General features: G+C 72.4%; 16 protein-coding genes and 1 pseudogene. 6 read left to right on the top strand and 11 right to left on the bottom strand.

Features of this window, described 5'->3' with window-relative positions:
* The 3 genes from CNX65_RS00625 to CNX65_RS00615 form a co-directional block, all read right to left on the bottom strand.
* On the bottom strand, positions 1-1,068 hold the full coding sequence (locus tag CNX65_RS00625; RefSeq protein WP_096491021.1) for a glycosyltransferase family 2 protein: 1,068 nt from the start codon (positions 1,066-1,068) through the stop codon (positions 1-3).
* A 9-nt stretch (positions 1,069-1,077) separates the two neighbouring features.
* Complete coding sequence (locus CNX65_RS00620; protein ID WP_218181796.1) at positions 1,078-2,868, bottom strand: hypothetical protein; 1,791 nt, start codon at positions 2,866-2,868, stop codon at positions 1,078-1,080.
* Between the two features lie 242 nt (positions 2,869-3,110).
* On the bottom strand, positions 3,111-3,932 hold the full coding sequence (locus CNX65_RS00615) for an HAD family hydrolase (RefSeq protein WP_096491019.1): 822 nt from the start codon (positions 3,930-3,932) through the stop codon (positions 3,111-3,113).
* Positions 3,933-3,980: 48 nt separating this feature from the next.
* On the opposite strand from CNX65_RS00615, the gene CNX65_RS00610 reads away from it, so the two are divergent.
* Both CNX65_RS00610 and lhgO read left to right on the top strand, forming a co-directional pair.
* A complete protein-coding gene (locus CNX65_RS00610; RefSeq protein ID WP_177154577.1) occupies positions 3,981-4,871 on the top strand; it encodes an LLM class flavin-dependent oxidoreductase in 891 nt (296 codons plus the stop codon).
* 10 nt (positions 4,872-4,881) lie between these two features.
* Positions 4,882-6,060, top strand: coding sequence for an L-2-hydroxyglutarate oxidase (gene lhgO, locus CNX65_RS00605; protein WP_096497535.1), 1,179 nt, complete (start codon positions 4,882-4,884; stop codon positions 6,058-6,060).
* Between the two features lie 94 nt (positions 6,061-6,154).
* On the opposite strand, the pseudogene CNX65_RS38250 reads toward lhgO, so the two are convergent.
* The 4 genes and pseudogenes from CNX65_RS38250 to serS form a co-directional block, all read right to left on the bottom strand.
* Positions 6,155-6,325: pseudogene (locus CNX65_RS38250) on the bottom strand (DUF4328 domain-containing protein); the annotation flags it as partial.
* A 163-nt stretch (positions 6,326-6,488) separates the two neighbouring features.
* Positions 6,489-6,863, bottom strand: coding sequence for a DUF4328 domain-containing protein (locus CNX65_RS00595; protein WP_096491017.1), 375 nt, complete (start codon positions 6,861-6,863; stop codon positions 6,489-6,491).
* A gap of 14 nt (positions 6,864-6,877) precedes the next feature.
* Positions 6,878-7,384 (bottom strand): hypothetical protein, encoded by a 507-nt coding sequence (locus tag CNX65_RS00590; protein WP_157767424.1) that lies wholly within the window; start codon positions 7,382-7,384, stop codon positions 6,878-6,880.
* A 201-nt stretch (positions 7,385-7,585) separates the two neighbouring features.
* Complete coding sequence (gene serS, locus CNX65_RS00585) at positions 7,586-8,836, bottom strand: serine--tRNA ligase (RefSeq protein WP_096491015.1); 1,251 nt, start codon at positions 8,834-8,836, stop codon at positions 7,586-7,588.
* A 160-nt stretch (positions 8,837-8,996) separates the two neighbouring features.
* On the opposite strand from serS, the gene CNX65_RS00580 reads away from it, so the two are divergent.
* Complete coding sequence (locus CNX65_RS00580) at positions 8,997-9,674, top strand: hypothetical protein (protein WP_096491014.1); 678 nt, start codon at positions 8,997-8,999, stop codon at positions 9,672-9,674.
* An 85-nt stretch (positions 9,675-9,759) separates the two neighbouring features.
* Here the strand turns inward: CNX65_RS00580 and CNX65_RS00575 are convergent, their stop codons facing one another.
* Genes CNX65_RS00575 through CNX65_RS00565 form a run of 3 tightly spaced genes read right to left on the bottom strand, consistent with a single transcriptional unit; the run spans position 9,760 to position 12,145 of the window.
* Positions 9,760-10,212 carry a DUF350 domain-containing protein gene (locus CNX65_RS00575; protein WP_096491013.1) on the bottom strand — a complete coding sequence of 151 codons (453 nt, stop codon included), beginning with the start codon at positions 10,210-10,212 and terminating at the stop codon, positions 9,760-9,762.
* Between the two features lie 16 nt (positions 10,213-10,228).
* The gene (locus CNX65_RS00570; RefSeq protein ID WP_096491012.1) at positions 10,229-11,392 is read right to left on the bottom strand and encodes a glutathionylspermidine synthase family protein; all 1,164 of its coding nucleotides are present in this window, start codon (positions 11,390-11,392) and stop codon (positions 10,229-10,231) included.
* Complete coding sequence (locus CNX65_RS00565; RefSeq protein ID WP_096491011.1) at positions 11,393-12,145, bottom strand: hypothetical protein; 753 nt, start codon at positions 12,143-12,145, stop codon at positions 11,393-11,395.
* Positions 12,146-12,304: 159 nt separating this feature from the next.
* Here CNX65_RS00565 and CNX65_RS00560 point away from each other — a divergent pair, with 159 nt between their 5' ends.
* Together CNX65_RS00560 and CNX65_RS00555 are read left to right on the top strand one after the other, a co-directional pair.
* Positions 12,305-13,333 (top strand): septum formation family protein, encoded by a 1,029-nt coding sequence (locus tag CNX65_RS00560; protein ID WP_096491010.1) that lies wholly within the window; start codon positions 12,305-12,307, stop codon positions 13,331-13,333.
* 4 nt (positions 13,334-13,337) lie between these two features.
* Complete coding sequence (locus tag CNX65_RS00555; RefSeq protein WP_096491009.1) at positions 13,338-13,688, top strand: metallopeptidase family protein; 351 nt, start codon at positions 13,338-13,340, stop codon at positions 13,686-13,688.
* A gap of 294 nt (positions 13,689-13,982) precedes the next feature.
* Here the strand turns inward: CNX65_RS00555 and CNX65_RS00550 are convergent, their stop codons facing one another.
* Positions 13,983-17,369: a TIM-barrel domain-containing protein gene (locus tag CNX65_RS00550; protein WP_096491008.1), complete on the bottom strand. Its 3,387-nt coding sequence runs from the start codon at positions 17,367-17,369 to the stop codon at positions 13,983-13,985.
* A 226-nt stretch (positions 17,370-17,595) separates the two neighbouring features.
* On the opposite strand from CNX65_RS00550, the gene CNX65_RS00545 reads away from it, so the two are divergent.
* Entirely contained in the window at positions 17,596-18,144 is a 549-nt protein-coding gene (locus tag CNX65_RS00545; RefSeq protein WP_096491007.1) for a peptidylprolyl isomerase, read from the top strand.
* Positions 18,145-18,150 lie beyond the last annotated feature (6 nt).

Raw genomic sequence — 18,150 nt, 5'->3', positions numbered from 1 at the left:
TCAGGTGCCCTGGAGCTCGTACTCGGTGGCGGGGCTCCCGTCCTCGGGGGCGCCCTTGGCCGCGACCTCGGCGCCACTGCCCTCGACGCCACTGCCCTCGGGGGCCCGGCCCGCGGAGCGCGCGACGATCGCGACCGCGTAGAGCGGCCTGCGCTGGACCTCGACGTAGGTCCGGCCGATGTAGCTGCCCAGCACGCCCAGCATGATCAGCTGGATGCCGCCGATCAGGAACAGGGCGATCGTCATGAACGCCCAGCCGGGGACCGCGCTGCTCGGGTCGAGCAGCTTGACGCCCAGCACGTACAGCACGCCGGTGAACGCCACCACGGACAGCAGGTAGCCGATGCGGCTGATCAGCTTCAGCGGCGTGGTGGAGAAGCCGAGCATCCCGTCCGCGGCGAACTTCAGCATCTTGCGCAGCGGGTAGCCGGTCTCGCCCGCGTGCCTGGCGTCCCGGTCGAACTGCACGGCCTCCTGGCGGAAGCCGATGTAGCTGACCAGGCCGCGCAGGAAGCGGTGCTGCTCCCGGTACTTGGCCAGCTCGGCGACGACCTTGCGGTCGAGCAGCCGGAAGTCGCCGGTGTTGCGCGGGATGTCGATGGACGCGAGCTTCTCCAGCGTGCGGTAGAAGACGTTCGCGGTGAGGCGCTTGAACAGGCCGTCCTGGCGGGACCGCCGCTGCGCGTACACCACGTCCACGCCCTGCTCCCAGCGCTCGATGAGCTCCAGGCTGACCCGCGGCGGGTCCTGCATGTCCGCGTCCATGATGATCACCGCGTCGGCGTCGGCCGCGGCGTCCAGGCCCGCGGTGACCGCGAGCTGGTGGCCGAAGTTGCGGGACAGGCTGATCACCGTGGCGCGCTCGTCGCGCTCGCGCAGGGCGAGGAGCTTGTCCAGCGAGGCGTCCCGGCTCCCGTCGTTGACGTAGACGAACTCGAGGTCGTAGCGATCCCGGAGCGGGGTCGTGACCTCGTCGATCGTCTGGTGGAGCAGGTCGATGTTGTCCTGCTCGTTGTAGATCGGGAAGATGTAAGTGATCTTCCGCCGCGAGGCCGGAGCACCCACCATTGCGATCCCCTACTTGGTCGTGACTACCGAGAACACAACGCGTCCCGGAATGTTGGCAGTGATGTTCTTGGTGTCCAGTTCCCGACCGCCCAGCACGAGCGAGTCGTCACCGGGCGCGGAGATGAGAATGGGCGCCTCGGCGTGGGAAAGCGGGAGCCGGTGCGGTTCCCCGTCGAGCGTGATCCAGTATTCACCGGAGCGGAACGCGGTCGACTTGAGCTTGTCCAGGATTGACTGCTCCGGGTGGAAGCGGGCGATGACCAGGCCCTCGTCCGAGGTGGGGACCGGGATGCTCTCGTGCGCGCCCGCGGTGACCTCGCCCAGCGGCTTCTCCTCGCCGCAGCGGTTCTCGATCCGCTGGAGCAGCTGCCAGCGGACGTCGCTGTCGACCAGCTCGTAGCGGCAGGCCTGCGCCAGGTTCACGCGCGGCGAGTCCCAGAGCGGGAAGCGGTTGTCCAGGGTGATCCGGGTGTCCTCGCGGACGATGAACTCGGGGGCGCGGGCGTCGTCGACCACCCACTCCTCGTTCATCTCGTCGAGCAGCTCGGTGTACGCGCCGTAGTCCAGCAGCGTCGGCAGGATGTCCACGGTCATGCCGTAGGTCCAGCCCATGGCGAAGTCGAACGGCGCGGTGCGCATCTTCGCGTCGCCGATGCGCTCGACGTACCGCTCGGGCAGCTGCATCCGGTTCAGCAGGTCGGCGCGGGCGTCCGCGACGATCCGGTCGCGCTGACCGCCGGAGGCGACCACGGACATGCCCTCGCCGAACATCTTCAGCGAGCGGGACGGGTCGATCGACGAGCTGAGGCCGCCGCCGAAGCTGAACGCCTGCGCGAGCAGCGCGACGACCGCCGTGGAGGCGAGCACGGAGCTGCGCCGCAGCAGCGCGACGACCAGGGAGAAGCCCGCGGCGACCGAGAAGAACTGGGCCGAGTGCGAGTCGTGCCGCACGAAGCCCTGCTTGAGCAGCAGGAACGTGCCGAGCGCGGTGCCGAGGTAGAACAGCCAGCGCCGCTTGCCCGCGTCGGTGGTGACCAGCGCCACGACCAGGACCACGACCATCGGCGCCGCGAGCACGTACTCCCAGACGTTGCCGGGGATCTCCAGGCCCATGGACTGGGCGTGGCCGCTGCCGACGGACAGCGCCCGCACGACGTAGTCCACGACCTCCAGCGGCGGCTGGCCCGCGAGCAGCCAGAACCCGATCAGGCCTGCGATGCCGCTGATCGCGTACTCCAGGAACCTGCGCAGCACGGCGCCCTCGCGGGCGAGCACGGCGCCCAGGATCACCGGGCCGCACATGAGGCCGACGGAGAACTTGGTCAGCAGCATCGCGGCGACCAGCAGGCCCATCGCGATCGGGTAGGCCCGGTCCGCCCAGCGGGGCAGCTCCTCGCGCACGAAGAACAGCGAGAGGACCACCACGAACGCGAACGTGCTGGTGATGACCACGGTCAGCGGCACGAAGCTGGAGCTGAGCGCCATCACGCCCACGGCCAGCCAGGCCAGGTTCCGCCCGACCGTGCGGGCGAGCGCCTGGTGGACGGCCGCGGTCGCGGCGGTGGCGAATCCGAACCACAGCAGGTAGCCGACCAGCACCTCGCCCCGGTGCAGCACGTTCGGGATCGCCAGGAAGTACAGCGGCCCGTAGGTGGTGGAGATCTCGGTGCCGAAGCTCAGGCCCGTCTGCCTTGCCAGGTAGATGAGCAGCCCGTAGTCGTAATCCCCCTTCGGCTGATTGGGGGTGAACGCGGGCAAGTTCCAGAAAACGAGGGTCAGCAGCGCGCTGAAGGAAAGCACGGCGCGTGACGGCGCTTCCCAGGAAGTCGCCAGTTCGCGGAGCCGCCCCCAGCGACTCGCTCGCGCGGTTGTGCTCTCCGGCTCGTCCCCGAGCGCGGTGCTGTCGATCTCAGACGAGGTAGACACAGACTCTCCTAGAGCACCCGGTAACACCGGGTGTACGCAGCACACCTGCCAGGGTGGCGTTTCGGGCGAATTGTAGTGAGCACCACGTGTTACCGGTTCCGCCCCCCTGATTGGCGTCAGAACCAGCGTTCGAGAACCTGCGCGACCCCGTCCTCGGTGTTGGCCGCGGTGACCTCGTCGGCGGCGGCGAGCGCGTCGGGGTGGGCGTTGGCCATCGCCACCCCGTGACCGGCCCAGGTCAGCATCGGCACGTCGTTCGGCATGTCGCCGAACACGGTGATCTCCCCGCGCGGCGCGCCGAGCAGCTCGGCGACCTCGGCGAGGCCGGTGGCCTTGGAGACGCCCGGCGCGGCCAGCTCCAGCAGGCCGGAGTTGGTGGAGTAGGTGAGCGCGACCTGGTCGCCGAGCAGCGGGCCCGCGGCGGCGGCCATCTCGGCGCTGGTCATGCCGGTGTGCCTGACCAGCAGCTTCACCGCCGGGTGGCCGAGCACCTCGCCCCTGCTGTGGCCGAGGATGGGCTGACCGCCCTCGACCCACGGGTGCTGGTAGCTGGTCTCGGCGAGGAAGTCGCGGAAGTGGTCGGCGCCCCTGGCCGAGTCGCCGACCCGCTCGACGGCCAGCGCGCAGCCGGGCAGCGCCGCGTCCAGCACCTTGGCGACGTCCTGGAGCAGCACCGGGTCGAGGCCGTGGTGGCCGACGACGCGGTCGGCGCCGATGTCGTAGAGGACGGCGCCGTTGGAGCACACCGCGTGACCGGTGAGCCCGGCCGCGTCGGCGACCTCGGGGATCCAGCGGGGCGGGCGCCCGGTGGCCAGCACGAAGGGCGTGCCCGATTCCAGGACCCGGCCGATGGCGGCGACGGTCCGGGCGCTGAGCCGCCCGTCGGTGCCGAGGAGGGTGCCGTCTACGTCCGAGCCGACCAGGGAGGGTTTCTGCACGACTACATGGTGCACGTTCGGGTGCCGGGGTCGGCTACGGTCGCGGTCGTGCGCACTGGAATCGTCATCCTCCCCGAGCAGCGCTGGTGGGTCGCCGAGCCGAAGTGGCGGGTCGCGGAGGAGTACGGGTTCCACCACGCCTGGACGTACGACCACCTGGGCTGGCGAACACTGGTGGACGGGCCGTGGTTCGGGGCGGTTCCGACGCTCTCAGCAGCGGCGATGGTGACGAGCACGATCAGGTTGGGCACGCTGGTGGCCTCCCCGAACTTCCGGCACCCGGTGCCGTTCGCGCGGGAGCTGATGGCGCTGGACGACCTGTCCGACGGCCGGATCACGGTCGGGCTCGGCGCCGGGGCTGTGGGCTACGACACCACCGTCATGGGGGACACCGAGCTGCCGCCCGCCGAGCGCACGGCCCGGTTCGCCGAGTTCGTGGACGTGCTGGACCGGCTGCTGACGCGGGAGCGGACGACGTTCGAGGGCGCGCACTACGAGGTGCGGGAGGCGCGCAGCGCGCCGGGGTGCGTGCAGCGCCCGCGCCTGCCGTTCGTGGTGGCGGCGAACGGGCCGAGGGCGATGGCGGTGGCCGCCCGGTACGGCACCGGCTGGGTGACGACGGGGCCCCCGACGGGCTCGGTCGAGACGGCCGAGGAGTGGTGGGCGGGCGTCGAGCGGTACGCGGCCCGGTTCACCCGCGCGCTGGACGCCATCGGCAGGCGGAAGCACACGATCGACTGGTATCTGAACGCCGACTCCTCCCCCGCCTACTCGCTCTCCAGCGCCGAGCACTTCCGGGACGTCGCGGGCCGGGCCCAGGAGCTGGGGTTCACCGACCTGCTGGCGCACTGGCCGCGCGAGGAGGGCGTGTACGCGGGCAGCGAGGCGGTGCTGGAGCGGGTCGCGTCCGAGGTGCTCCCGGAGCTGGTCAGCGGCTAGCGTGGCCGGCGTGCGGCGAATCGTGGTCATCGGCGGCGGGATCGTGGGCCTGGCCACCGCGCGGGAGCTGTCCCGGCGCGGGGACGAGGTCGTGGTGCTGGAGAAGGAGGGCCGCTGGGCGGCCCACCAGACGGGGCACAACAGCAACGTCGTGCACGCCGGGCTGTACTACAAGCCGGGGTCGCTGAAGGCCAGGATGTCGGTGGCGGGCAACGCCTCGATCGTGGCCTACGCGCGGGAGCACGGCGTGCCCGTGGAGGTGTGCGGCAAGCTCGTGGTGGCGACCTCCGAGGAGGAGGTGCCGCGGCTGCGGGCGCTCGCCGAGCGGGCCTCGCGCAACGGCGTGCCCGCGCGGGTGGTGTCGGTGGCCGAAGCGCGCGAGCACGAACCCGAAGTGTCGTGCGTGGCCGCGCTGCGGGTGGAGAGCACCGGGATCATCGACTTCCCCGCCGTGTGCGCGGCGATGGTGCGGGAGCTGACCGCGGCGGGCGCCGACCTGCGGACCAACTCGCCCGCGCTGGCGATCCGCACCCGCGCGGGCCGGGTCGAGGTGGCGACGCCGAGCGGGGTGGTGCGCGGGGACGCGCTGGTCAACTGCGCCGGGCTGCACAGCGACCGGGTGGCGCGGATGGCCGGGCTGGAGCCGGAGGCGCGGATCGTGCCGTTCCGGGGCGAGTACTACGAGCTGCGGCCGGAGCGGCGCTCCCTGGTGCGCGGGCTGATCTACCCGGTGCCGGACCCGACGCTGCCGTTCCTGGGCGTGCACCTGACCCGGATGCTCGACGGGAGCGTGCACGCGGGGCCCAACGCGGTGCTGGCGCTGAGCCGGGAGGGCTACCGGTGGGGCGACGTGTCGGTGGGGGACGTGGCGGAGGTGCTGCGGTTCCCCGGCACGTGGCGGCTGGCCAGGAGGTACGCCTACCCGACGGGGCTCGCGGAGGTGCTGCGGAGCCTGTCGAAGCGGCGGTTCGCGCAGAGCCTGGCCCGGCTGGTGCCCGCCGTGGGCGAGGCCGACCTGGTGCGGGCGGAGGCCGGGGTGCGGGCGCAGGCGATGCGGCGGGACGGGTCGCTGGTGGACGACTTCCTGGTGCAGGAGGCGCCGGGGCAGGTGCACGTGCTGAACGCGCCGTCACCGGCGGCCACCGGGTCGTTGGAGATCGGGGCGCACGTGGCGGGGCTGGTGCGCTGACCGGGGTGAACGACATCGGCACCCCGGTGGCACCGAAGGCCGTGGCGCAGAAGGCCGTGGCGCCGAAGCCTGGCCAGGACACCCACCACGCGACGGCCACCACCGCGTGGACGGGCGCCTTGGCGCGCGCCCGCACCAGGTTGACCACCACCACGACCGGGATGACCAGGTTCGCGACCGGGATGAACCAGCCGCCCGCCGCCAGCTCCGCGCCGAAGTGGTTGCCCTCGTCGGGGGTGGCGAGCCGGGCGAGGTGGGTCCACATCGGGAGGAGCACGGCCGTGGCCAGGATCAGCGGCAGCGGCAGCGGGGCGGCGAGCGCTTGGCGGGGAGCGCCACCCAGGCGGCGGTGGGCCCGATGAGCACCCCGCAGGAGTTGCACCTCTTCCACCACGGGTGGAGCCGGGTCCGGCAGTTCGGGCACTCGGTCAGCGCGGCCCCTTCCGGATGCCCGCCGTGACGCGCAGGACGATCGCGATCTGCAGCGAGAGGGACAGCACGTCGAAGGCGATGAGGAACCCGCCGGGCCCCGCGGGGGACGAGGACCCGCTCCAGAGCGCGATGGCCGCCAGCGCCAGCGCGAGGAGCCTGCCGCCCCACCAGGTGAGCACGACCGCCGTCCACGCGGTGGAGCGGTCGCGGGCGCGCACCAGGTCGAGCACCACCCGCACCGGGATGACCAGGTTCGCGACCGGGATGAACCAGCCGCCCGCCGCCAGGCCGGGGCCGAAGCGGTGCGGCGCGTCGTGCGTGGCGAGCCTGGCCCGGTAGCACCAGGCGGGGAGCAGGCCCGCCGTGAGCATCAGCAGCGGGGTGGTCAGCAGGCTGTAGGCCAGGGTGCCGAGCAGGAGCGCGATCGGGTGGCCAGGACCTGGAGCACCAGCAGGCCGACCAGCGGGTAGGCGAACGCCTCGACCTGGTTCGGGGTCGGGGCGGGCAGGGTGACCCAGGCGAGCGGGGCGCGCGGCGCCGGGTGCTGGAGGTGGGGCTGCGGCAGGTGGGGCTGCGGGACGGGTGGCTGCGGGAACGGTTGCCGCGGCGCGGGGTGCGCGGGCGGCAGGCCGACCGGGTTCATGGCGGGGAAGCTCAGCGACGCCCGCTGCGGCGCCTGTTGCTGCGGCGCGACCATCGCGAGCGCGGGCTCGTGGCGCTGCTCGGCGGCAGGTGCGGGCTCGGCCGGTTCCGCTTCCGCGCGTGGCTCGGCGGTCGGTTCCGCCGTCGTCCCGGTGGCGGGCGCCCCCGGTTCGCGGACGTCCGCGCCGCACATGACGCACACGGCGTTCCCCGTGCCGACCGGTCTTCGGCAGTTCGGGCACTCCGTCACGGTGATCCCCCCAGTCCGTCCTCGGGCGCTGCCTGCGCCCGGTGACCGGATGGTAGGGATGGCCTCCACCTGCGAAAATAGCCCGTTCGGCTGCTTCGGGACGTGATCTTGCGAACTGCCGCGAACCGCGCGGGAGCGGCAACCGCGCGACGCCCCCGCGCGGTTCGCGCGGGGGCGTCGGGGTCGGTCCGGTGGGCCGGGTCAGGCCGGGAGGAGGACGTCCTTGCCCAGGAACGGGCGCAGCGCCTGCGGGACGACGACGGAGCCGTCGGCCTGCTGGTGGTTCTCCAGGATGGCGACGATCCAGCGGGTGGTGGCCAGGGTGCCGTTGAGCGTGGCGGTGATCTGCGACTTGCCGTTCTCGTCGCGGTAGCGCACGTTCAGCCTGCGGGCCTGGAAGGTGGTGCAGTTCGAGGTGGAGGTCAGCTCGCGGTAGGCCTGCTGGCTGGGCACCCACGCCTCGCAGTCGAACTTGCGGGACGCGCTGGTGCCGAGGTCGCCCGCGGCGGTGTCGATGACCCGGTAGGGGACCTCGACCTTGGCGAGCATCTCCTCCTCCCAGGCGAGCAGGCGGGCGTGCTCGGCCTCGGCCTCCTCCGGCGGGACGTAGGAGAACATCTCGACCTTGTTGAACTGGTGCACCCGGATGATGCCCCTGGTGTCCTTGCCGTACGAGCCCGCCTCGCGGCGGTAGCAGGACGACCAGCCCGCGTAGCGGCGCGGCCCGTCGAGGATCTCGTCGGCGTGGTAGCCGGCCAGCGGGACCTCGGAGGTGCCCACGAGGTACAGGTCGTCGGCCTCCAGGCGGTAGATCTCGCTGGAGTGCGCGCCGAGGAACCCGGTGCCCGCCATGACCTCGGGCCGGACCAGGGTCGGGGTGATCATCAGCTGGAAGCCCGCGGCGGTCGCCTGGGCGACGGCCATGTTCAGCAGGGCGAGTTCGAGCTGGGCGCCGATGCCGGTGAGGAAGTAGAACCGCGAGCCGGACACCTTGGCGCCGCGCTCCATGTCGATCGCGCCGAGCCGGGTGCCGAGGTCGAGGTGGTCGAGGGGCTCGAAGTCGAACTCGCGGGGCTTCCCGACGTGCTTGACCACGACGTAGTCGTCCTCGCCGCCCTCGGGGGCGTCGGGGTGCACGAGGTTGGGGACCGAGCGGTGCAGCTCGGTCAGCTCGGCCTCGGCGGCGGCCTGGTCGGCCTCGGCGGCCTTCACCTCGGCGGCCAGCTCCTTGCCCTTGGCGAGCAGCGCCTCCCGCTCCTCACCGCGGGCCTTGCCGACCTGCTTGCCGAACGCCTTCTGCTCACCGCGCAGGGTGTCGGCGCGGGAGACGGCGGAGCGGCGGCGCTCGTCGGCGGACAGCAGGGCGTCGACCAGGGACTCGTCCTCGCCCCGCGCCCGCTGGGACGCACGAACGGCTTCCGGGTTCTCGCGCAGTGCCTTGAGGTCGATCACGAGGGGTAAGGGTAGCCGCTCTGGGCGTCGGGCACCGCAGGCCGGGCCGCAGGGACGAGCGGGGGCGGGTGGGCGCCGCACCACGGCGGAACCGAAGAATTCCCCGAATAAAACAGCCGGATTTCCGCTGGCCCGCCTCGGGTAATTAGCTTTCACCGCCATGGCCGAAACGCGCTTCTTCTGCATCGGTGAATCGGGTTCCGCGGACTCGAAGATCGTCGTCTACGGCTGGGTCGAGCTGCTGGCGCGGGACTGGGAACCGGCCCTGCGGACCTGGGCGGCTTGGCGGAAGGCACTGCACGGCTCGACGGGCGTGCCCGTCGACTACGAGCTGCGCGCCACGGATTTCGCCAACGGCAGGGGGAACCCGACGAAGACGGCGTGGGATCGGGACAAGTCCGCGCGGACGGCGGTGGTGGCCGACGCGCTGGCCACCATCGGCACGATGCCCGACGTGCGCACGGGCGCCGTTCACCGACGCGCCGAAAGCCGGTGCTCGGCGGCGAGAGCCGCCGTGTACGCGGAGCTGGTGCGCGAGATCGACCAGCGGCTCCGCTCGGCGGGGGAATTCGGAATCGTGCTGATGAACGGCAACGGCGCCGCGCCGCTCCACCGGGCCGCGCACCGAGCGCTGGACCTGGCGAGCCGCCGGATCGTCGAAGATCCGCTCTGCTCGAAGGGCTCACGCGCCGACCAGTGGGACCAGGTGGCCGACCTGGTCGCTTACGCCGCGTACCAGCACGTGCTGCGGGCGCCGGGCAAGGAAGCCGCCTGGGAGTGGTACCCGAACCTGCTCGGCGGCGCGAGCGCCACCGGTCGCGTGCCCGAGGAGTTGTGAGGGCGGGCCGGAGAACTGGGCCTCCCACACGAAAGGGTGGTGCGCCTCCCAGACGCACCACCCCGAACGCGCACCCCCGAAGGGGTCAGAAGATCGCCACCGCCACCACCAGGCCCAGGGCCACGTGCGCCGCCGCCACCACGACCGAGGCCGGGGCGAAGCGGTCGGACTCGATCATGCTGCCGATCTCCAGGCGGGTCACCCACTCCAGCAGGCGGACCGCGATCACCTGCACGACGATCCCGGCCAGGCCGTAGATCAGGCCGGTGAGCAGGCCCTCCGCGAGCTTGCCACCCGCGTTGTAGATGGCGATGACCACGATGAACGCCATGCTCACCAGGCCGGCCGCCGTGACGATCACCGCGTTGGGCGCGCCCGTGCGGACCAGGGTGCTGAGCTTGCCCGGCGTGGTCCAGTCGATGGCGTAGAAGCCCACGACCATCAGGATCAGGCCCACGATCGCGTACAGGGCGATCGCGCCCAGGCCCTGCACGAGCGCGGAACCGAACCCTGGGTCCAGCGCGAGGTTGGTGGTCACTTTTGGCTCTCCCGTTTCACTCGACAATCCGATGCGGCACGAACGCCGCCCCGTCGTCCGTCACCAGTCCGACCGACTCGCGGATGCCGAGGCCCGCGGCCTGGTCGCCGACCACCCACGCGCCCAGCACGGGTCGGTACCCGTCGAAGTCGGGCAGCGGGTCGAACAGCTGGTAGACGAACCCCTCCTTGCCGTACACGCCGCCGGTCTGGGTCTCGTAGCCGGGCGCGACGATCTGGATGTTCGCGCCCTCCCTGCCCAGTCGGGGCTTGCGCACGTACTCGGTGAGCAGGCCGGGGTCGTCGAGGTAGGCGGGCAGCAGGTTCGGGTGACCGGGGTACATCTCCCACATCACCGCGAGCAGCGCCTTGTTGGACAGCAGCATCTTCCAGAGCGGCTCCACCCACAGGGTCGCGGGCAGGCTCTCCACCGCGTGCCTGCCGAACTGGTCGTCGGTCATCCACTCCCACGGGTAGAGCTTCACGACCGTGTTCATCGTGGCCTCTTCGAGGTCGACGAACCGCTTGAGCAGCGGGTCCCAGCCGATCTCCTCGATGGCCAGGCCGACCGTGTTCATGCCCGCCTCGGCCGCGGTCTCCTGGAGGTACGCCACGGTCACGTGGTCCTCACCGGAGGCGTCGCCGCCCGACCAGGTGAAGTGCAGCTCGGCCGACGGCAGGTTGCCGCCGATCTCGGCCCACCGCTCGACGAGCTTCTCGTGGATGGAGTTCCACTGGTCGTCGTCCGGGTGCACGTCGGTCTTCCAGTTCCACTGGATGACCGACGCCTCCAGCAGCGACGTGGGCGTGTCGGCGTTGTACTCCAGCATCTTCGCCGGACCGCGCCCGTCGTAGCGCAGGTCGAACCGGCCGTACAGGTGCGGGTCGCGCCGCTTCCACGACTCGGCGATAGCGGGCCACACCCACTCCTGGATGCCGAAGTCGCGGTAGCGCTCGGTGAGCACCACGTTGTCGACGGCCTCCAGGCACATGCTGTGCAGCAGCTCGACGTCCGCCTCCATCGACAGCACGTCGCTCATGTCGAAGGCGTAGTGCACCGACTCGTCCCAGTACGGCCGGGGCGTGCCGTCGACGCGCGACGCGGGCGCCCCGAAGACCAGGCCCTGGTCGGACACCGTGCGCTGCCAGTTCGGCCGGGGGACGGACAACTCCCGTCGCACTCAGCTTCCTCCGCTCTTGGTGCCGCCGCTGCTCTTGCCGCCGTCGACCACGCCGAACCCGCCGCGCTGCACGGTGGAGCCCGACTTGGTGGTGACCTTCGAGTTGTCCGGCATGGTGTAGCTGCCCCCGCTGACCTTCTGGCCGACCGGGGTGCTGGCGCCACCGTAGTGGTACCGGTAGGAGCTGCCACCGATGTAGATGAAACCGCCGCTGACGTGCCCGCCGTTACTCGTCGCGTACGATTCGCTACAGTACTTGTCGTCGACGACGACGCCGTCCGCGGTGCACTGCGCCTCGACCTCGTCCGGGGTCGACGCGGCGTACCAGATGGCGACGAGGGCGACGACGCCCACGCCGACGCCACCGCCGATGAGCAAGCGCTTGCGGAGCTTCTGCTTGCGCGCCTGCTCGGCCTCGTAGGCGAGCCGCTGCTCCTCCTGCTCGCGCAGGGCGTGCTCACGCGCGCGCTGCTCGGCCAGCGACGGCGGCCGGGGCTGGGTCACGCCCGCGACCTGGTTGCGGATCTGCCCGCGCGGCGGCGTCCCCGGCGGCACCGCGCCGGGTCCCGGAGGCGCGGGCGGCGGGAAGCCCGGAGGGGGCGTTCCCGGTCCGGCGCTCGGCGGCGTCCCCGGCGCCTTGGGCAGCACCGGGGGCTGCTGCGGGGGCGGCGGCCCCTGCGGCGCGGCGGGAGGCGGCGGGTTGCCGCCGGTCCCGGAGTTCGGTGCGTTCTTGGTTCCGTCGTTCTCAGTCATCAGCCACTCCCGGCGGGGACGCTACCCAGGATGGCCGCCGAACAGGTGACGAGTGTCCTAATAGAGACACAGTCCACCCGGCCGGTAGCCCCCAGGCTCCTTGCAGGCATCATGGAGTAGATGTCTGCGCGCGCGGGTTGGTTTCGCCGGAGTGACCACGTGGTTCTCGTCGGCGCGTTCGTCGGCGCGCTCCTCCTGCTCGGACTGAGCTCGTTCACAACACTCCCGTTCAGCTCGGGGCCACTCGGCGGGGTTACCCCACCCGAGCGAATCGACCCCTTCGAAGCAGCTCAGGCGGGTGATTGCCTGAACTGGGCCCGTGACGACCTCGCGGACATCGGCAAGGTCGAGTGCTCGGCCTCGCACCTGTTCGAGGTCAGCGGTGTGGTGGACATCTCGTCGGAGTACGGGCCCCAGGCGCCGTTCCCGGACGCCGCGACCTGGCAGACGATCAACGCGGACCACTGCGCCTCCGAGTCGCTCAAGTACCTGTCGAACAAGCTGGACCCGTTCGGCAAGTACACGGTCGGCCCGCTGAACCCCGGTGAGAAGCGCTGGGCGGCGGGCAAGCGGACGCTGCGCTGCGGCCTGCAGGTGGCCGCGCCGTCCGGGAGGCTGCTGCCCGCGTACGGGTCGGCGCGCACCCAGGACCAGTCGGACGTGCACGACCCCGGCGTGTGCCTGGGCATCCAGGACAACTCGATCGGCGACCCGGTGAGCTGCGAGGAGCCGCACACGTTCGAGATCATCGGCGTGGTCGACCTCGGTGCGGGGAACACGCGGTTCCCGACCGAGGACGAGCAGGAAGCCGTCATGACCGAGAAGTGCGACGCGATCGCCAACGAGTACAGCGGCGGCAAGGTGATCAAGGAGCGCGGCCTGCTGGTCACCTGGGACTACCGCGCGCAGGAGAGCTGGGACGCCGGGTCGAAGCTGGCGAACTGCAAGGTGGGCGCGCTGCCGAACGGCACGCTGCTGACCGCGTGGACGGGCAGCGTGCACAACCCGGACGCCCCGCCGCTGACGCCGTCGAACCCGCCGCAGACCTCCGCGGTGCAGCAGGCCGAGGCGACCGGCGCGCCGATGCACTCCGAGGCCCCGGCGAGCGAGTCGTCCGCGCCGTCGTCGCCCGCGCCGTCCTCGTCCACCCCGCCGTCGAGCAAGGAGAACGAGGAGGAGGGCGGGTGACCCGGTGCCGGTGGAGATGACCCGCCAGCGGTTCGAGGAGCTGGTGGCCGAGGCGCTGGACGAGATCCCGCCGCAGTTCGCCTCGGCGATGGACAACGTGGTGGTGCTGGTCGAGGACCGGAACCCGGACGAGCCGACGCTGCTGGGGCTGTACCACGGGGTGGCGCTGACCGAGCGGACCAGCGAGTACGGCGGGGTGCTGCCGGACCGGATCACGATCTACCGCGAGGCGCTGCTCGACGTGTGCGAGGACGAGGACCACGTGGTGGAGGAGGTCGCCGTCACCGTGGTGCACGAGATCGCGCACCACTTCGGCATCGACGACGCGACGCTGCACGAGCTGGGCTGGGGCTAGCGGAGCGGGCCTGGCCGGTGGGCCGGGCCGGGTGGGGGACGCCGCCGGGCGACGTCCCCCTGACCTCTCACCCGATGCGGTGGGCCAGGGTGGTGGTCTGCGCGAAGGTCCCGCCGGGACCCTCGGCCGCCACGCGCAGCGACACCCACCGGGGCGCCCATCCGCTGTGCCGGTCGGCGCGCCAGGTGCGCGCCGACCGGCACAGGCGTCGGGGCCTCGCGGGGCTGTCACTCCCCCGGCGGGGTGCTCGGGCGGGTGTGGGGGCCGAACCCGTCACCCCCCGTCCAGGACCCCTCAGGCGTCCAGCCGGAACTGCTGCGCGGCCGTCCCCGCGCAGGTCCTGATCCGCAGTTGGGCCTGGTCGGAGCCGTCCAGGCAGCGGCCCGACGCCGGGTTGCGCAGGGCGCCGTCCGCCTGGGTCTCCCAGAGCTGCGACCCGGTCCCGTTGCAGTCCCACAGCTGCACCTGCGTGCCGTCGGCGGTGGCCCCGTGCCGCACGTCCAGGCACTTGCCGAGCGCCCGCACGGTCCGGTCGGCGGGGGCGTGCCAGCGCTGCGCGTCGCTGCCGTTGCACTCCCACAGCTGCACGGCGGCGCCGGAGGCCGGGTCGGCGTTCGCGACGTCCGCGCACCGGGCGCCCGGCCCGGTGAGCGCGCCGGGCGGGAAGCGCCAGGCCACGCCGGAGCACGCGGAGAGCCGGTTTCCGGTGGCGTCCAGGCAGGCGCCGGTGGCGCGGTTGGCCAGCTCGCCGGTGGTGCGCAGCACCCAGGTCTGCCCGGTGGAGCCGTCGCAGGTCACGAACGTCCCGGTCGTGCCGAGGCACCGGCCGAGCGCGCGGACGGTCCCGCCGGTCGGCGCGCTGACCTGCTGCGCGGCGGACCCGTCGCAGGCGGCGAGCCCGGCGGGCTGGGCGGACAGGCAGCGGCCGTCCGGTCCGGTCACCCGGCCCGCGGTCGGGTTGCCCGCGGCCGAGCCGGACAGCGCCACGGTGTGCGCCGAGGTGGTGGTCAGCGCCGGGGTGGTGACGGTGGTGGTGCGGGTGTTGGCGTTGAACGACCAGGCCGTCTCGGGCAGGCGGACGCCGTCGACCGCGACGGACGTGGGGGCGGTCGCGCCCGCCAGCCGGAGCGTGTACGACCGGCTGCCCACCGCGCCGGGGTAGTTGCCCGAGCGCGCGCCCACGGTCAGCGTGCGGGTGGCGTCGCGCCAGGTCAGGGCGGTGGTGGCGGACGCGCCGGAGCGGTGGCCCAGGCCCTCGCCCTCGTCCTCGTACAGCGAGGTGGAGCCGTCGCCGCCGGAGCCGATGGTCAGGGTGAGCCGGGTCAGCGGGGACTCGCCCTGGTTGTGGACGTAGTCGGTGCGGGTGGTGAGGATGCCGCCGGACCGGACGAGGACGGGCATCTCGGTGGTCGGCGCGGTCAGGGTGACCTTCGCGGGGCCGGTGTGCCGGGCGCCGGTGAAGTAGTCGGTCCAGGTGCCCGGCGGGATCCAGGCGTCGACGGAGCCGGTGCCGGCGGCGTTGTCGGGCGTGGTGATGGGGGCGACGAGGACGTCGTCGCCGAACAGGTACTGGGCGGGGTGGTTGTAGGCGTCCTCGTGGTCCGGGTAGTTCAGGTACATCGGCCGGGTGATCGGCACCCCGGTCCTCGCCGCCTGCCTGGCCAGCGAGTAGGTGTGCGGGACGAGCGCCTCGCGCAGCCGCAGGAACTTCAGGCCCGCCTCGGCGGCGGCGCCGGTGTAGTCCCACGGGAGCCGGTCGCCGTGGTCGGAGTGCAGCCGGTCGATCGGCTGGAACGCGCCGAGCTGCACCCAGCGCGCGTACAGGTCGTCGGCCAGGTGCTTGCCGTGGAAGCTGCCGATGTCGTGGCTGGTGTTGGACAGGCCCGCCGCCGCGGCGTCCGGGGTGAAGCGCGCGGCGAACGCGAGCAGCTCCCAGGTTCCGGGGGTGTCGCCGGTGAAGTGCATCGTGTTGCGGCGCTCCGACCAGGGGCCGAGCGCGTAGTTGGACTGGATGCCGCCCTGCTCGGCGCCGCCGATCCGGGAGAACGCGAAGCCGCGCAGGCCGCGCGCCTCGGCGTCCCGCGCGTACTCCTGGTTGATCAGGTTGTCGGCGGCGTAGCCCTGGTCGGACGCCCTGGCCGCGCCGCAGCCGGTGCAGTAGTCGAGCCACCAGGCGCGCACGCCCTGCCGCTCGAACGGCTCGTGCAGGCCGAAGTAGGAGCGCAGGTGGGCGGGGTTGGACCAGTCCCAGGTGTAGCGGGTGCCGCCCTCGTGCTCGAGCCCGCCCGCGACGCGGTTCGCCTCGGCGAAGGCCGGGTCGTCGCTCTCGATCGCCGGGTGCGTGTTGAGGGAGACGTCGAGCCCCTGCTGCTCGGTCCACTCGAGGAAGCCGTCGGGGTCGGGGAAGAGGTTCCGGTCCCAGTTCCAGCCGTCCCACTTGGCCGGGGACTTCCAGTCGGTGTCGACCACGAGCCAGTCGATCGGGGCGAAGTTCGCGCGGAACGCGGGCAGCAGGGTGTTGCGGTAGTCCGCGTCCGAGTAGGCGTGGTACCGGGAGTACCAGACGCCGTAGGCGGAGCGCGGCAGCAGCGCGGAGTCGCCGGTCAGCGCGTTGAGGTCGCCGAGGGCGCGCTTGTGGTCCTTGCCGTACCCGAACAGGTAGCCGTCCTGGTAGGGCTGGTCGCCGTGGCTCGGGCGGGGCCCGGTGGACAGCGGGGTGCGGGTGTCGTCGAGCAGGTACCAGCCGCCCCGGTTGAGGACGCCGGGGTTCAGCGGGACGGGCACGGCCCTCGGGTTGTCCAGCGACCTGGCCCAGCCGCCCAGGGCGCTCTTCGGGCCCGCGCCGTAGGCGGTGGTGAGCAGGGTGGTGTCGGCGGCGGGGTGCGCGGCGCCGACCGGGGTGAGGGCGACGGTGTCCAGGTTGACGTTGCCGGTGGCGCCGCCCTCCTGCGCGAGGCGCAGGGTGCGGGAGCCCGCGCCGACGGTGATCCGGACCGACGCGGTGGACCAGGTGTCCCAGGAGCCGGTGACCGGGAGCGTCAGCGCCGGGCCGGGGACGCCGTCGACCGAGGTCGCGAGGGTGCGGGTGACCTGCTGGCCGTCGCCGCCGACCGCGTTGGCGTAGCGGACGGACAGCTCGTAGGTCCCGGCGCCCGGGACGCCGGAGACCCGGTGGGTCAGGCTCGCGCCCGCGCCGGTGAAGCCCGCGAGGAACCCGGAGCCGGAGTGGCCGACGTGGTCGTAGGCGGCCGAGGCGGTGCCGCCGAACAGCCCGTTCTCCGCCTCGCAGGCCGTGTTGAACGCGCAGTGGGACGGGAAGGCGGGCGCGCCCGTGCCCACCGAGGTCTGGACGGTGGTGTTGGCGGAGGTGAACGGGCCGCTGCCGCGCTTGTAGCGCAGGGTCAGGGCCGAGGTGCGGATCTCGCGGTACTCGCCGGAGACGGTCGTCGTGTACGGCGGGGTCGGGAAGTCCCGGTTCAGGGCGTTGAACGTGGTCGCGTCGGTGAACGCGCCGTCGCCCGCGTGCTCGAGGCGGATGAGGGTGGGGCTGAGCACCTGGAAGCGGGTGTTGCCGTCGACGACGGCGCCGGTCGCGGCTTCGGCTGTCGGCGGGTCCAGCGCGGCTGTGCCCGCGAGGGCGGTGCCGAGCGCCAGGAGTGCGGCGAGGAGCGGACGCGGCATGGTGCCCCCAGGGGGTTCGTCGGTGAACCGGCTCAGGTCGCTTCCGAACCTGGCCGTTGTCCGCCGGACAGCGCCAGCCCCTGGGCGGCGGAACACTTCGGGCGTTCGCGGGAGCGCTCTCACAGAACGTCCCGACCGGGCGGAGCGCCTTCGCCATTCCCGTTCGGGTGGAAGATCAGGGGGGTGGTGCGGTCGGGTGCCCCGGCGGTGGTGACACGATGACGCGATGACGGAAAGCAACAACGTGATCACCGGCCGCGACGTGTTCGCCACTCTGCGCACCTCGGCGGGGGACATCCGGATCAAGCTGTTCCCCCAGCACGCCCCGCAGACGGTGGCGAACTTCGTGGAGCTGGCCGAGGGCAGGCGCGAGTACGCGGACCCGAGGACCGGTGAGAGGACAACAGCGCCGCTGTACGACGGCACGGTGTTCCACCGCGTCATCTCCGGCTTCATGATCCAGGGCGGCGACCCGCTGGGCACCGGGACGGGTGGCCCCGGCTACACGTTCGAGGACGAGTTCCACCCGGACCTGTCGTTCAACAAGCCCTACCTGCTGGCCATGGCCAACGCCGGGCCGGGCACGAACGGGTCGCAGTTCTTCGTGACGGTCAACGCGACGTCGTGGCTGAACTTCAAGCACACGATCTTCGGCGAGGTCGCGGACAGCGCGTCGCGCGGCGTCGTGGACCGGATCTCGCTCACCGAGACCGGGCCGCAGGACCGGCCGGTGGACGACGTGGTGATCGAGAAGGTCACGATCGAGCGGGACTGAGGTCGG

This window comes from Actinosynnema pretiosum (assembly GCF_002354875.1).
GTDB classification, from domain to species: Bacteria; Actinomycetota; Actinomycetes; order Mycobacteriales; family Pseudonocardiaceae; genus Actinosynnema; species Actinosynnema auranticum.
The sequence above is the reverse complement of the archived record's forward strand: the minus strand, read 5'-3'. Positions and strand labels throughout refer to the sequence as shown.